Raw genomic sequence first — 14,592 nt, forward strand, 5'->3', positions numbered from 1 at the left:
GGTCGCAGAACCAACTACCGGAGACCTCTTCAGTTGTCGATCACCGCCACGCCGGGACCTTCACCGGCCACCACGACTTATGAAACACGCCTTAGGACCGGCGCTGGTGAGCGGCGGCTCGGCGGGCGGCGGCTCCGCGGGCGGCGGCTCCGCGGGCAGCGTGGGTGTCTTGTTCGTTGCCTTTGGAGCTGATGTCGTCAACGAATCAGCGGCACCGGCGGCCACCGATGTCGTAGACGATTCAGCTCCAAAGGCAACGACCGGCACACCATCCACCAGCCCTGGGGCGGCTCCTCGCGCCGAGTCGACGTCGGATTCCGGCGGGGCATCCTGCCGAACCACGGTGACCTAGCATTGACGGGGATGAATTAAATACGAGGTGAGCGACCGGAGTCGGGGGATCATCGTGCCTGATCGTCGAAGTCGAGCAAACCGGTCGAAGGCCGCCGCGCTGGCCGCGTGCGCGCTGGCGGTGACCCTGGTCGCGGCGGGCGCGACCCCGGCGCACGCCGCCGCCGACGACACCGAACGGCCCACCGCCCCCGGCCCGATCACTGTCGCCGCCATCGACACCACCTGGGTCGAGCTGACCTGGGCTGCCTCGACCGACAACGTGGGGGTGGTCCGTTACCCGGTCTCCGCGCGGTTCGAGGACAACGGTCTGACCTGGTCGACCGACACCAACAGCATTCGGATCACCGGCCTGCGCCCGTCGCGCACGTACACCTTCTTCGTGTCGGCGCTGGACGCGGCCGGCAACGGCTCACCGTCGAACCCGAGCCTGCGGCTGACCATGCCACCGGGGGACGACCAACCGCCGGGCGCGCCGGGTCAACCGGTGGCGTCCGACGTCACCGCCACGGCGGTCCGGCTGCGCTGGGCGCACTCGGTGGAGAACGCCGCGCTCGAACGGTACGAGGTGTTCCGGGTGGACGCTGGCGGCGCTCTCACTCTGGTCCGCGACGTTTCCCAGTACCCGCCGTTAAATAGTGCCACGATCAACGGGTTGGCGCCGAACACCACGTACACCTTCGTGGTGCGGGCCCGCGACGAGGTCGGACTGCTGTCCGTGCTGTCCGCACCAGTCACCGTCACCACCCTGCCGCCGCCGCCGAGCTGCGCGGTCCGGTCGACCGTGGGGCAGTGGCCCGACGGCTTCGTGGCGCGTCTGGCGGTCACAACACCGGCCCGACGGCGATCGACGGGTGGACGATGAGGTGGCGGTTCTACGCCGGCCAGCAGCTGCGCAGCCTGTGGGGCGCGGAGGTGGTCGACCGCGACAGCAGCTACCTGCGGGTGCGCAACGGGCGCCACGACAAGCTGATCCCGCCCGGCGGCACCGTGTCGCTGGGGCTGGTCGCCACCGGCACGCAACTGCCGGAGGACATCACCCTGAACGGCGGCCTCTGCACGGTGGCAGACGAATAACGCTCGACTCCGGGGTCTGGCGTGCGCCGCGACATCTTGCGACGCTAACGCCTGTGTATGACTACGACCTGTTGGTGCTGGGCTCCGGGCCCAGCGGTCAGAAGGCCGCGATCGCCGCCGCCAAACTCGGCAGGCGGGTCGCCATCGTGGACCGCCGCGACATGATCGGTGGGGTGTGCATCAACACCGGCACCGTGCCCTCCAAGACCCTGCGCGAGGCCGTGCTCTACCTGACCGGCCTGAGTCAGCGCGACCTGTACGGCAGCAGCTACCGGGTCAAGGAGGACATCACCGTCAGCGACCTGGCGGCCCGGACCCAGCACGTCATCACCCGGCAGACCGACGTCATCCGCAACCAACTGTCCCGCAACCGGGTCGCGATGATCACCGGCACCGGGCGTTTCGCCGACGCGCACGCGATCTGGGTCGACGACGGCTCCGGCCGTGAGTCCAAGGTGACCTTCGACAAGAGCGTCATCGCCGCGGGCACCCGCCCGGCCCGCCCGGACAGCGTCGACTTCGACGACCGGACGATCGTGGACTCCGACGGCGTCATCAACCTCCAGGCCGTACCCCGCAGCATGGTCGTGGTCGGCGCCGGCGTGATCGGCATGGAGTACGCCTCGATGTTCGCCGCGCTCGGCACCAAGGTGACGGTGGTGGAACGCCGCGACCGGATGCTGGATTTCTGCGACGACGAGATCGTCGAGTCGCTCAAGTACCACCTGCGCGACCTGTCCGTGGCGTTCCGCTTCGGCGAGGAGGTCGCCGCCGTGGAGAAGCACCAGACGGCGGCGCTGTGCATCCTCAAGAGTGGCAAGAAGATCGTCGCCGACACGGTGATGTACTCGGCCGGCCGGCAGGGCCAGACCGACGACCTGGCGCTGGAGGCGGCCGGGTTGGAGGCGGACCGACGCGGCCGGATCACCGTCGACGCCAACTACCGCACCGCAGTGGAGAACATCTACGCCGTCGGCGACGTCATCGGTTTTCCCGCGCTCGCGTCCACCTCGATGGAGCAGGGTCGGTTGGCCGCGCAGCACGCCTGCGGCGAGCCGATCCGGGAGATGCACGGCCTGCAACCGATCGGCATCTACACGATTCCGGAGATCAGCTTCGTCGGGCAGACCGAGGCACAGCTCACCGAGAGCTCGACACCGTTCGAGGTGGGCATCGCCCGGTACCGCGAGTTGGCGCGGGGTCAGATCGTGGGCGACTCGTACGGCATGCTGAAGCTGCTCGTCTCCCCCGACGACGGTCGACTGCTCGGGGTGCACGTGTTCGGCACCGCCGCCACCGAGATAGTCCACATCGGTCAGGCGGTGATGGGCTGCGGGGGCACGATCAACTATCTCGTCGACGCGGTGTTCAACTACCCGACGCTGGCCGAGGCGTACAAGGTCGCCGCCCTGGACGCGTCCAACAAGATCCGCAACATCACCCGCATCGACGGCTAGCCTGCTGGTTGATCAAGAGGTTTCCGTCATCCGGTCTGGCGTGTCCTGACGGAAACCTCTTGATCACCGAGGGCAGGAGAGGGTGGGGCCGGTGCGGGGCCCTGCCCCCGCACCGGCCGGTGAGTGCGTCAGCCTGCGGAGCAGGTCGGGCTCAGGCTGCCGGCGGTGCCGTTGGCCTGGAACCCGAACTCGGTGGACTGCCCGGCGCCGACCTGACCGTTGTAGGCGACGTTGGTCCAGTTCGTCGTGCCGGTGTTACCACTGCGGTTGGCGCTCCAGGCGTTGGTGACTGTGGCACCGGACGGCAGTCCGATCGACACCGTCCACCCGTTGAGCGCCGACGAGCCCGCGGTCACCCGTACGTTCGCCACGAAGCCGCCGTTCCACTGGTTCACCGACACCGTGGCGGTGCAGCCACCCGTGCCCGGCGGCGGCGTGGTGGGCGGGTCGGTGGGCGGGTCGGTCGGCGGGTCCGTGGGCGTGGTGCCGTTGTTCAGCGCGGCGAGAACAGCGTCGTACGCGGGCTTCTTCGAGCCGTTGCTGTTGAACAGCAGCGGGGTCTGCGAAGACCGCCACGAGTCACTGTCGCGGATGCCCCACACCGTGATGCCGTTGCAGCGGGCAACGGCCAGGCAGTCCTCGACGACGCTGCGGTACGTGTTCGCCGAAGCGCCCTGGATGTCCAGCTCGGTGATCTGCACGTCCACACCGAGCGCCGCGAAGCTCGACAGGGTGGTGCGGTAGTTGCTCACGTACGGTGAGTCGTTGTTGAAGTGCGACTGGAACCCGACGCAGTCGATCGGCACGCCACGGGCCTTGAAGTCGCGCACCATGTTGTAGACGCCCTGGGTCTTGGCGTGCGTCCAGTTGTCGGTGTTGTAGTCGTTGTAGCAGAGCTTCGCGCCCGGGTCCGCGGCACGCGCCGCCCGGAACGCCGCCTCGATCCAGTCGTTGCCGGTGCGCTGGAGGTTGGAGTCGCGACGGCCTCCGGAACTGCCGTCGGCGAACGCCTCGTTCACTACGTCCCACGCCACGACCTGACCCCGGAAATGCGTGGCCACCTGCGTCACATGGTTGAGCATCGCCGACCGCAACGCAGTACCACTCATGCTCTGCATCCAGCCAGGCTGCTGCGAATGCCACGCCAGCGTGTGACCCCGCACGCTCATCCCACGGCTACGCGCGTGGTTGACGATCTGCTCCGCCGCCCCGTAACTGAACCGACCCTGCTGCGGCTCCGTCGCGTCGATCTTCATCTCGTTCTCAGGCGTCACCGAGTTGAACTCACGATTCAAAATCGTGGTGTACGCGCTGTCGGACAACCTGCTCGCGGCGACTGCCGTACCGAAGTAGCGACCCTTCTCGGCGGCGGACGCGCCGAGCGTCGTCCCGGCGGAGGCGGGTGCCGTCGCGAACAGCGCCATGCCGGCGGCGAGGGCACCCGCGCCGGCCAGCGCGACTGCGGCTCTGGAAGCCGCCTTCCATCTCGGACTTCTCATCGTGTGGCTCCTCTTGAGGTGGTGGGGTGGGAAGGGGAAATCAGGACACCGAACAGGCGGCACCGTTGAGCGCGAACGAGGTGGGCTTGCCGGTGCCGCCCTCGTGCGTGGCCTGGAAGCCGATCTCGACCGACGCGTTCGGGGCGATGGTGTTGTTGTAGGAGACGTTGCGGGCGGTCACCGCGCCGCTCACCGGGGCGTACTGGGCGTTCCAGCCGCTGGTGATGCGCTGCCCGCTGGGCAGCGTGAAGGTCAGCGCCCAGCCGTTCACGGCGGTGGCACCGGTGTTGGTGATGGTCACGCTCGCGGTGAAGCCGCTGTTCCAGGCGTTGACCGTGTAGCCGACCCGGCAGGCGCCCTCGGTCGGCGGCGGGGTGGTCGGGGGCGGAGTCGTCGGCGGCGGAGTGGTCGGGGGCGGAGTCGTCGGGGGCGGAGTCGTCGGCGGCGCGGTGCCGTCCAGCCCGAAGAAGCGGATCACCTGCGCGGCGTCGACCGGCAGATTGTGCGTGACGCCCTGCATGCTGATCGCCTCGACCGGCGCCATCGGGCCGCTGCTGCCGTAGCGGGTGCGAGTGTGACCGGACTGCGGGGCGTCGGTGTACGTCGGGGTCTGGCTCAGCCCGTGCACGTTGGTCCACTGCTTGACCTGCTCGCCGAAGTTCGGATAGCGCAGCGTCTCGTCGTTGGTGCCGTGCCAGATCTGCATCCGGGGTCGCTGGCCGGTGTAGCCGGGGTACGCCTCCCGGACCAGGTCACCCCACTGCTGCGCGGTCCGGATGAGTTGCCCGTTGGCGCACTGGCTGTTCCACTCCGAGGTGCCGCCGGTGGCGAAGCAGGCGAACGGCACCCCGGCGAACGAGGCGCCCGCCGCGAACACGTCCGGGTAGACGCCCAGCATGACGTTGGTCATCATCGCGCCGGACGAGGTGCCGGTGGCGAAGATCCGCGCGGGGTCGGCGGAGTAGCGCTGCCGCACGTAGTCCACCATCGACATGAGGCCGACCGGGTCGCTGCCGCCGCCACGGCGCAACGCCTGCGGTGAGTAGACGTCCCAGCACTTGCTGCTGCGGGTTGCCGACGGGTAGATCACGATGAACCCGTACCGGTCCGCGAGGGAGGCGTACTGGGTGCCCGAGTGGAACGCGGGGCCCGTCCCGGTGCAGTAGTGCATGGCCAGGAGGATCGCCGGTCGGGTCGCCACCCGGTCCGGGACGTACAGGTGCATCTGCAGGTTGGTGGGGTTGGTGCCGAAGTTGGTCACCTGCGTGAGCGTCGCCGCCGACGCGGGAGCGGCGAACGTCAACGCGGCGGCGGCCAGTGTCACGGCCGCCATGACGACGCCAAGCATTCTCGTCTTCAGTGTCATCGTCGCGATCCTTTGCGGAAAAAGGCGCGTGGAAGGGGACTTAAGTCGAGGACTGCCCTTCGCCCGACCTTGACCGCGGCTCGCGTGACCATGTCAGCTTCGATCGAGGACACTCGATTGTCAAGACTTCCGGAAACCTTTCGCCGCAACGGTTCTGGCGGTTACCTGCACGGCAATGGGGATCGACGGGCGTCTTCAGCGCCGACGGATGGCGATGAATTATCGGCACGTTTTCGGAACCTGCCAGGCCGCCGCCGGGCATACGGCACGACGACGGCCCGACCGGATGACCGGCCGCCCGCACCGCCGCTCAGTAGATGTCGCGCCCTCGCTCGTCCGGCATCCCGGACTTGCGGTAGAAGTACGTGTTGATCTGGTCGCGCCACTCGGTGGCGCAGCGCACCTGCTCGTCGAGGCGTTCGGCGACCCGCTCGTACACGCTCGGGTCGATCATCCCGGTCAACGTCTGCCACCTGCGTCGCATCGCCGTCGCCTCCTCGACCCCGGCGAAGTGGGTGTCGTAGATGTGCTGGATGACCGTCGAGCCGCTGTGCAGCACGTGCCCGTACGGCACGTGGTGGAAGAAGAGCAGCAGCTCGTCGGGGCAGGTCTCGGGTGACTCGTACACCTGCGCCCAGTACGGCGGGTACTGGCCGGCGAAGCCGGTGCCCGACGCTCGGCTGCGGTCCACGCCGACGCCGTCGCGGTCGGCGAAGTGGTACGTGCCCCACCGGGTGTACTCGTACCCGTCGACGCCGGGACCGTAGTGGTCGCCGGGGTTGACCATGAAACCGACACCCAGCGGGGCGGTGTAGCGCTCGTACGTACGCCACGAGTCGTCCATGATCTCGTGCAGGACCCGCCGCACCAGCTCCGCGTCGGCCGTCGCCGACGGCGGAAAGGTCAACGTGATCCACTCGTCGAGAATCGCCGTCGGGTCCCGCCGGGGGTCCCAGGCCAGCCGGCCAAACGCGTACAGGTTGGCCTGCGCCAACGGATGCCCGGTCCAGAAGACGTCGTCGCCGACGTTGGCGACGGCGACCATCCCGCCGCCCGCCGCCGACTCCCCCGTGACCACGTCGGCGATCGTCCGCCCGTCCGGCCCCCAGGGAGCGAAGCCGAGCACCTCACTCCACCACGGGCCGAGGTGGCAGACGTGCCGCTGTTGGCCCGTGTACTCCTGGGTGACCTGCAACTCCACCGCCAGCCGGGTCGCCGGCATCGCGGCGAACACCGGTGAGACCGGTTCGCGCGGCTGGAAGTCCACCGGGCCGAACTTCACCTGGACGACCACGTTGGTACGGAACCGCCCGTCGAGCGGGGCGAAGTGGTCGTACGCGGCCCGGGCCCGGTCGGTGGACCGGTCCCGCCAGTCCTGGTGGTGGTTGTAGACGAACGCCCGCCAGTGCACCACTCCCCCGTGCGGGGCGAGGGCCTCGGCCAGCAGGTTCGCCCCGTCGGCGTGGTCACGGCCGTACGCGAACGGGCCGGGTTGCCCCTCCGAGTCGGCCTTCACCAGGTAGCCGCCGAAGTCCGGGATCCGGTCGTACACCCGTCTGGTGGTGCCGGCCCACCAGACGCGTACGTTCTCGTCCAGGGGGTCGGCGGTCGGCAGGCCACCGAGGAGCACCGGTGCGGCGAAGCTGACCGACAGGTGCACCCGGATGCCGTACGGGCGCAGCGCGTCCGCGATCTCGGCCACGTCCCCGAGCCGTTCGGTGAGCAGCAGCGCCTCGGTACGGGCCACATTGACGTTGTTCACCGATATCGCGTTGATCCCACAGGAGGCCAGCAGCCGCCCGTACTCCCGCACCCGGGCCAGGTCGCCGCGCGGACGGCCGTCCTGCCAGAAGATCGAGCCGCCCGCGTACCCCCGTTCGACCTGGCCCATCACCGGGTGCACCGCCACGTTGTCCCAGTGGTTCACCATCCGACGGCGCAGCGCCGGCCGGTGCCACTCCGGGGGTCGGGCCGGGTCGAAGGCCGCCGCGCAGAGCCGGACCACGTGGAAGAGCCCGTACAGCAGGCCGGCGGGCGCGTCGGCCAGCACCGCTGTCACGTCGCCGGCGCGCGCCAACACGAAACCCTCGTCGCCGAGCGTTCCGCCGTCGCCCAGCTCGACCAGCGCCGCCTCTCCGGCGGCGCGGGCCGCCTCCACCGCCGGGTTGGGCAGCTCGGCGGCGTCGCGCAGGGCGAGCACCAGGTCGACGTCGACGTCCCAGGACGGGGAGTGCCACACCCGTCCGCCGTAACGGGCGCAGGCGCGCGAGACCTCGTTGAGGACGGTGTCGACGAGCAGCCCCTCGCCGTGCAGGAGGATACGACGCGCGCCGAGCGACCGGAACGCCTCCGGCGGCAGCCAGGCCGGGTGGACGCGCGGTTCGTCACCGTCCATCGGCTCCTCGACGAACATCAGCTGCTCCAACTCCACCGACTCTTCGGCGTTCACCGGTCCTCCTCCAGCACGACAACCCCGTACGCCGGCAGCCGCAGGACGCCGCCAGCCGCCGTACGGTCGCCGGTGAGCAGGTCGACGCCGCCGGTCCGGGCGGTCACCTCGACCGGCTCGGCGCGGTGGTTCAGCAGAAACAGCAGCCGCGACCCGTCCGCCGCGACCCGCACGGAGGATTCCAGGTCCGGCACGTCCGGGTAGGGCCCGAGCAGGTCGTGCCGGGCGAGCACCTGCCGAACCACCCAGGACACCCCGGACTGGTCCAGCCCGGCGGCCACGTACCACCCGTCGCCGGCGCCGAAGGAGTTACGGGTCACCGCGGGGGTGCCCGCGTAGAAGTCGGCCTGGTAGGTGCCGACGACCTGCGCGCCCTGCGGAATCACCAGCTCGAACAGCAGGCTCGCGTCGACGTCGACCTGATCCGCGCCGTCGCCGAGGCGGACCGTGTTGACCACCTCCGGGCCGCGGGCGTCCCACTCGTCGACCCGGACGCCCATGAGCTGACCGAGCGGGCCCGGCACGTCCATCAGGAACGCCTGGTCGTTCTCGTCCACCCGGCCCGACAGGTAGGTGGTCAGCACCGACCCACCGCGCGTCGCCACCGCCTCCAGCCGCTGCGGCAGGTCACCCTTGAGCAGGTGCAGGGCCGGGGCCACGACCACGTCGTAGCCGGACAGGTCGGCGGTCACCGCGACGACGTCCAGGTCGACACCGGCGTCCCAGAGGGCCCGGTGGTACGCGAGCACGACCTGCTGGTAGCGGACCAGCCGAGACGGGCCGTCGGAGATCTCCAACGCCCACCAGCTGTCCCAGTCGAACAGCAGAGCCACCCGGGCCGGGGTCCGCGCGCCCAGTGACGCCGGGCCGAGCCGTTCCAGTTCGGCGCCCAGTTCGGCGACCTCCCGGAACACCCGGGTGTCCGAGCGACCGGCGTGGCCGATGACGGCACCGTGGTACTTCTCGCTGGCCCCACGGGAGGCACGCAGCTGGAAGAAGAGGACCGCGTCGGCGCCGTGCGCCACGGCCTGCCAGCTCCACAGCCGCATCAGACCAGGGCGCTTCAACGGGTTGACGTCGCGGCACGCGGTGAAGCTCGGGGTCTGTTCCATCAGCCAGAACGGCTGGCCGTCCTTGAGCCCGCGCATCAGGTCGTGGGTCAGCGCCATCCGGGCCGCCGACGCGTCGTCGGGCGGGTAGTTGTCCCAGGAGACGAAGTCCAGATGAGGTGCCCAGCGGTGGTAGTCGATCGGGCGGTACATGCCCATGAAGTTCGTGGTCACCGGCAGTGCCGGGCTGGACTCCCGGATGGCCGCCTTCTCGTCGCGGAAGTTCGTCAGCATCGCATCGGAGGTGAACCGCAGGTAGTCCAGTGTGATGCCCGGGAACGCGGTGTGGTCCGGGCCGCGCCAGTGCTCGGTCAGCGCCGACGGCGGCTCGATCTCGTCCCAGTCGGTGAAGGTGTGCGACCAGAAGGTGGTGTACCAGGCCTCGTTCAGCTCGTCGAGGGTGCCGTAGCGGTGGCGCAGCCAGTTCCGGAAACCGGCCGCGCACAGGGCGCAGTAGCAGGCGCCGCCGTACTCGTTGCCGACGTGCCAGGCGAGCACCGCCGGGGTGTCGGCGTAGCGACGGGCGACCCGCCGGGCCAGCTCCGTCGAGAGCCGGCGGAAGATCGGCGAGCTGGGGCAGGAGTTGTGTCGCTGGCCGAAGCGGTGCTTGCGGCCCTCGAAGTCGGTCCGGGTCACCTCGGGGTACGCCTTCGCCAACCACGGCGGATGGGCTCCGGTGCCGGTGGCCAGGCAGATCCCGCGTCCCTCGGCACTGGCCCGCTCGACGATCCTGTCCAGCAGCGCGAAGTCGTAGGTGCCCTCGGCGGGCTGGGTGAGCGCCCAGTCGAACACCCCGAGGGTGACCAGGTCGATCCGTGCCGTGTCGAACAGGCGGTAGTCCTGCTTCCACACGTCCTCGGGCCACTGTTCCGGGTTGTAGTCGCCCCCGAAAGGCACCTTGGCGCTCAGGGGCAGGCTCATCTGGTGAACTCCTTCCGGATCAGGTGGATCATCGGGTCGCCGACGCGCAGGTACGCCAGCACCGCGATCGACGCCAGCAGCATCAGCACCGCTTCGGAGAAGGCCGCGGTGATTCCGGCCGCTGCGGCCAGCAGCAGGGCGTTGCCGACGGGAACACCCGGGGTACGCACGAGGAAGTGCACGGCCAGCCGGAGCACGTCGCGGGCGCGGAAGTCGAACAGCGAAGTGATCACCAGAGCGTTGGCCGCGCAGAGCGTCACGCCCACTCCGATCAGCACCAGCGGCACCGCCCACCAGCTCGACAGACCGACCGCGTCGCGGTAGGCGAGGTTAACGGCGAGCACGGTCAGCCACAGCAGCGTCGGCACCCAGACGCGCAGCACGCCGAGCACGTTGGCCCGGTAGCCGCGCCAGAACAGGGTCGCCGGGCGCAGGTCGGTCAGGTCGGTTCGCTGGTGGCGCAGGACGTAGAGGGCGGCGGAGATCGCCGGGCCGACCGGTACCAGCAGGAGCGCGGCCAGCGGCAGGTTGCTCGGATCGCGACCCAGCACCAGCAGCGGAAGCAGGGCGGGCACCGTGGTGAGCAGCAGGAGCAGCTCGACCACGAGCAGGATGTAGACGCGCGAGGTGATCCGCGACAGTGGCCCGTCGCCGAACTGTCGCCGGGTCTGAGTCGCGCCACTCACGCTCGCTCCCTCCGGTCGACTCAGCTGATCCGTGATCGCCGGGGTCCGGTCGGGTCGCGCCAGGGGCGACCCGGCCGGACTCCCGCCGATCAGCCGTTGTTCTTCTGGAACCGCTCGTACGCCTTGTTGACCAGGTCGATGTACTGGTCGGAGTTCTTGGCCTTCAGCTCGGCCACGTACGCGTCCCACTCGCTGAGCGGCCGCTGACCGAGGGCGAACTTCAGCGTGTTCTGGGTGACGAAGTCCTTCAGCGGCGTCTCCCAGAGCGACACCTGCTCGCGCTCCTCGTCGCTCAACGGGGCCGGCGGGGGCACCACCCTCGGCTTGCGGGCGTCCATCACCTTCTGGAACTCCAGTTCCTCCGGCGAGAAGAACCCGCGAACCAGGTCGGGAGTGCCGCCGTAGGCGAAGACGCCGTTGTGGAAGCCGAAGTCCTTCTGCAGGTGCTTGGGCGCCTTCGGGTTGAGCCCGAGGAAGTCGACCCCGGGGTTGAGTGTGCGCTTGCCGGACGCGTCCTTGGTGAAGGTCGTGCCCTCGACGCCCCAGCGGGCGAACTCCAGGCCTGCGTCCGAATACCACAACCAGTCGATGAACTGCATCATGGCCACGAAGTTCTTGCTCTCCCGAGCCTTCGTGGAGATCATGATGCCGTTCTCCAACCGGGGGAACGGGTTGATCTCGCCAGCCGGGCCGATCGGCAGCGGAATCTTGGCCATCTTGGCGTTCGGCAGGGTCTTGGCCAGGTCGGGGCGGTGGTTGTTGACCAGGGTCTGCGCGTTGCCGGTGACCACGAACGACTTGCCATTGGCGAGCTTCTGGCGGGCCTGGTCGTCGGTCTGGGTGAAGCTCTCCGGGTCGAGCAGGCCCTCGGCGACGAGCTTGTGCAGGTAGGTGACCATCTGCTTGTACTGCTCGGACGCGCCGGTGTAGCTGAACTTCTTCGCCGCCGGGTCCCAGGTCGCGTGCTGGTAGTCCCAGCCCGCCTGGGTGCCGTGGGCGGAGCCGAGGATGTTCAGCAGCGCGCCGGTCGGGTTGGGCTTGCTGAAGAGGTCGGAGTACGGGTAGACGTTCGGGTACTTGGCCTTCATCGCCTTGAGCACCGTGTACAGCTCGTCCCAGGTCTTCGGGACCGCCAGGTTGAGCTCCTGCATGATGTCGGTGCGCACCAGCACCGTGTAGTCCTGCGTGGGCTTCTCGTGAAGGCCGGGGAGCAGGTAGAACTTACCGTCGGACTGCCGCAGGTTGTCGATCTCCGGCTGGAGGTTCCACTTGGCGATCTTGTCCTTGAGGTTGGGCATCAGGTCCAGGTAGTCGCTCACCGGAAGGATCGCCCCGGAGGACACGAAGGCGTTCTCCTGCGGGTGGTACGTCTTCGGAATGATCAGCGGGGCGTCGCCGGCGCCGATCAGCAGGCTGCGCTTCTGCTCGTAGTCGCTCAGCGGCACGGCCACCGGTTCGATCTTGACGTTGGTCCGCTTGGTGAGCTCCGACCAGAACAGCCAGTCTTCCTTGAGCGGGTAGAACGTGTGGTTGTTGTAGAGGGTGGAGAACGAGAGCGCCTCGGTGGCCTTGAACTGGTCACCGATGCCGTAGTTGGCCATCGCGCCGGCCCGGTTCTCGGAGAGGTCGGTCGACTCTGCGGGGTCCTCGGAACAGGCTGTGGCAAGGGAGAGCGCAAGCAGACCCGCGGTGGCCAAGGCCAGGCGGCGCCCCGTCTTGTGGAGCATGGCTCGTCCTTTCGGTGGTGGGGTTTCGGTGGGGAAGCGGTGCGGCGCCGACGTCATCCCTTGACCGCGCCGAGCATCACGCCGCGGACGAAGTACCGCTGGACGAAGGGGTAGATCGCCAGGATCGGCAGGGTGGTGAGCACGATCGTCACGGCCTGGAGGGTGGCCGCGGCCTGGACCTTGTCGGCGTCGGCGGCGGAGGACTCGGCGCTCGTGGCGCCCGCGATGAGGTTGCGGAGGTACACGGTGACCGGCAGCAGATCCTGCCGGTCGATGTAGAGGAACGCGGTGAACCACGAGTTCCAGAAGGACACCGCGTAGAAGAGCAGCATCGTCGCGATGATCGCCTTCGACAGCGGCAGCACGATCCGCAGCAGGATGCCGTAGGTGTTCAGCCCGTCGACGGCCGCAGCCTCCTCCAACTCGCTCGGCAGACTCTCGAAGAACGCCTTCATGACCAGCAGGTTGAACACGCTGATGGCGTTGGGGATCACCACGGCCCAGATGGTGTTCTTCATGCCCAGGCTGGTGACCAGCACGTAGTTGGGAATCAGGCCACCCGAGAAGAACATGGTGAACAGCGCGACACCGATGAGAAACGGGCGACCCTTGAGCTGCGGCTTCGACAGGACGTACGCGTAACACGTGGTCAGCACTATCGAGATGAGCGTGGCGACCACCGTGTAGACCACTGTGTTGCGGTAGTTCGTCCAGAACATCGCGTCCGACGTCAGCAGCTTGTACGCGGTCAGGTCGAACCCGCGCGGGAAGAAGGTCACCTTGCCGGCGATGATGTACGCCTCTTCGCTGAGCGAGCGGGCCACGATGTTGAGGAACGGGTACAACGTCACGACCACGACGCCCAGCAGAACCACGGTGTTGACCACCCGGAAGATCCGGTAACCGCGGCTGTCCACCGGTCCGCGTGTCTTCGGGCCGTCGATCTTCGTACGGAGGGTCACCACAGGCTCGTCCCCACAGTGCGACGGGAGATGACGTTCGCCGACAGGACGAGGATCAGCCCGATCACCGCCTCGAAGAGGCCGATGGCAGCCGCGTAGCTGAAGTTGCTCGACTGGAAGCCCATCCGGAACAGGTAGGTGGAGATCACGTCGGCGGTCGGGTACGTCAACGGGTTGTAGAGCAGCAGGATCTTCTCGAACCCCACCGCCAGGAAGCTGCCGATGTTGAGGATCAGCAGGGTCACCATCGTCGGACGGATGCCGGGCATCGTGACGTGCCAGGTCTGTCGCAGCCGGCCGGCGCCGTCGATCCGGGCGGCTTCGTACAGGTCCTCGTCGATGGTGGTGAGGGCCGCGAGGTAGAGGATCGTGCCCCACCCGACGGTCTGCCAGACCTCGGACGAGACGTAGATGGTGCGGAACCACTCCGGTCTCTGCAGGAACGCCACCGGGTCGCCACCGAACAGGTTGACGATCTGGTTGGCGGTGCCCTCGATCGAGGTCAACTGCATGACCATCGCCGCCACGATCACGATCGACAGGAAGTGCGGCAGGTACGACACGGACTGGACGAACCGCTTGAAGCGGCGGGCCCGGACCTCGTTGAGCAGCAGCGCCAACACGATCGGCAGCGGGAAACAGAACAGCAGGGTCAACGTCCCGAGCACGAGGGTGTTGGTGAACACCTCCCAGAAGGTCGGGTCGGTGAGGAACATCCGGAAGTAGCGCAGCCCGACCCAGTACTCACCGAAGATGCTGCCGCCCGGCTTGAACCGACGGAACGCGATGATGTTGCCGATCATCGGCAGATACCGGAACACCAGGAAGAACAGCAGCGGCAGAATGGCGAGGGAGTAGAGCTGCCAGTCCCGGCGCAGTGCCTGCCGCCAACTGCGACGGCGTCGTGGCGAGCGCGGGGCAGGGCTCTGCGCCCGCTGCGGAGGGCTCGGCGGCGCCGGCGGCGGTGGCCGCAGGGTGGATGTCATCC

11 protein-coding genes are annotated in these 14,592 nt (G+C 68.6%); 3 read left to right on the forward strand and 8 right to left on the reverse strand.

The window, feature by feature from the left end; genetic code table 11:
- The first annotated feature begins 406 nt into the window (after positions 1 to 406).
- From ACIBEF_RS27290 to sthA, 3 genes are read left to right on the forward strand one after another with little or no spacing between them, the layout of a single operon-like run.
- Positions 407 to 1,216 (forward strand): fibronectin type III domain-containing protein, encoded by an 810-nt coding sequence (locus ACIBEF_RS27290; RefSeq protein WP_396796023.1) that lies wholly within the window; start codon positions 407 to 409, stop codon positions 1,214 to 1,216.
- A complete protein-coding gene (locus tag ACIBEF_RS27295; protein ID WP_396796024.1) occupies positions 1,213 to 1,428 on the forward strand; it encodes a cellulose binding domain-containing protein in 216 nt (71 codons plus the stop codon). The genes ACIBEF_RS27290 and ACIBEF_RS27295 overlap by 4 nt, the downstream gene beginning before the upstream one ends.
- Before the next feature lie 53 nt (positions 1,429 to 1,481).
- Positions 1,482 to 2,885 carry a Si-specific NAD(P)(+) transhydrogenase gene (sthA, locus tag ACIBEF_RS27300; protein ID WP_396796025.1) on the forward strand — a complete coding sequence of 468 codons (1,404 nt, stop codon included), beginning with the start codon at positions 1,482 to 1,484 and terminating at the stop codon, positions 2,883 to 2,885.
- Positions 2,886 to 3,013: 128 nt separating this feature from the next.
- On the opposite strand, the gene ACIBEF_RS27305 is transcribed toward sthA, so the two are convergent.
- The 8 genes from ACIBEF_RS27305 to ACIBEF_RS27340 form a co-directional block, all read right to left on the reverse strand.
- Entirely contained in the window at positions 3,014 to 4,384 is a 1,371-nt protein-coding gene (locus ACIBEF_RS27305; RefSeq protein WP_396796026.1) for an endo-1,4-beta-xylanase, read from the reverse strand.
- A 40-nt stretch (positions 4,385 to 4,424) separates the two neighbouring features.
- The gene (locus tag ACIBEF_RS27310; RefSeq protein WP_396796028.1) at positions 4,425 to 5,750 is read right to left on the reverse strand and encodes a PHB depolymerase family esterase; all 1,326 of its coding nucleotides are present in this window, start codon (positions 5,748 to 5,750) and stop codon (positions 4,425 to 4,427) included.
- Positions 5,751 to 6,060: 310 nt separating this feature from the next.
- The gene (locus tag ACIBEF_RS27315; protein ID WP_396796030.1) at positions 6,061 to 8,199 is read right to left on the reverse strand and encodes an alpha-glucuronidase; all 2,139 of its coding nucleotides are present in this window, start codon (positions 8,197 to 8,199) and stop codon (positions 6,061 to 6,063) included.
- A complete protein-coding gene (locus tag ACIBEF_RS27320) occupies positions 8,196 to 10,229 on the reverse strand; it encodes a beta-galactosidase (RefSeq protein WP_396796031.1) in 2,034 nt (677 codons plus the stop codon). Before ACIBEF_RS27320 ends, ACIBEF_RS27315 begins: the two co-directional genes overlap by 4 nt.
- Positions 10,226 to 10,915, reverse strand: coding sequence for a DUF624 domain-containing protein (locus ACIBEF_RS27325; protein WP_396796032.1), 690 nt, complete (start codon positions 10,913 to 10,915; stop codon positions 10,226 to 10,228). Before ACIBEF_RS27325 ends, ACIBEF_RS27320 begins: the two co-directional genes overlap by 4 nt.
- Before the next feature lie 89 nt (positions 10,916 to 11,004).
- The gene (locus ACIBEF_RS27330; protein WP_396796033.1) at positions 11,005 to 12,642 is read right to left on the reverse strand and encodes an extracellular solute-binding protein; all 1,638 of its coding nucleotides are present in this window, start codon (positions 12,640 to 12,642) and stop codon (positions 11,005 to 11,007) included.
- Positions 12,643 to 12,695: 53 nt separating this feature from the next.
- Entirely contained in the window at positions 12,696 to 13,604 is a 909-nt protein-coding gene (locus ACIBEF_RS27335) for a carbohydrate ABC transporter permease (protein ID WP_396796034.1), read from the reverse strand.
- Positions 13,601 to 14,590 carry an ABC transporter permease gene (locus ACIBEF_RS27340; protein WP_396796036.1) on the reverse strand — a complete coding sequence of 330 codons (990 nt, stop codon included), beginning with the start codon at positions 14,588 to 14,590 and terminating at the stop codon, positions 13,601 to 13,603. Before ACIBEF_RS27340 ends, ACIBEF_RS27335 begins: the two co-directional genes overlap by 4 nt.
- Positions 14,591 to 14,592 lie beyond the last annotated feature (2 nt).

This window comes from Micromonospora sp. NPDC050795 (assembly GCF_044456785.1).
Lineage (GTDB): Bacteria > Actinomycetota > Actinomycetes > Mycobacteriales > Micromonosporaceae > Micromonospora.

Excerpts from the sequence above, each read along its gene's own strand:
- ACIBEF_RS27330 (WP_396796033.1), bottom strand. The coding sequence starts at position 12,642 with ATGCTCCACAAGACGGGGCGCCGCCTGGCCTTGGCCACCGCGGGTCTG.
- ACIBEF_RS27295 (WP_396796024.1), top strand. The coding sequence starts at position 1,213 with ATGAGGTGGCGGTTCTACGCCGGCCAGCAGCTGCGCAGCCTGTGGGGC.
- ACIBEF_RS27310 (WP_396796028.1), bottom strand. The coding sequence starts at position 5,750 with ATGACACTGAAGACGAGAATGCTTGGCGTCGTCATGGCGGCCGTGACA.
- ACIBEF_RS27340 (WP_396796036.1), bottom strand. The coding sequence starts at position 14,590 with ATGACATCCACCCTGCGGCCACCGCCGCCGGCGCCGCCGAGCCCTCCG.
- ACIBEF_RS27320 (WP_396796031.1), bottom strand. The coding sequence starts at position 10,229 with ATGAGCCTGCCCCTGAGCGCCAAGGTGCCTTTCGGGGGCGACTACAAC.
- ACIBEF_RS27305 (WP_396796026.1), bottom strand. The coding sequence starts at position 4,384 with ATGAGAAGTCCGAGATGGAAGGCGGCTTCCAGAGCCGCAGTCGCGCTG.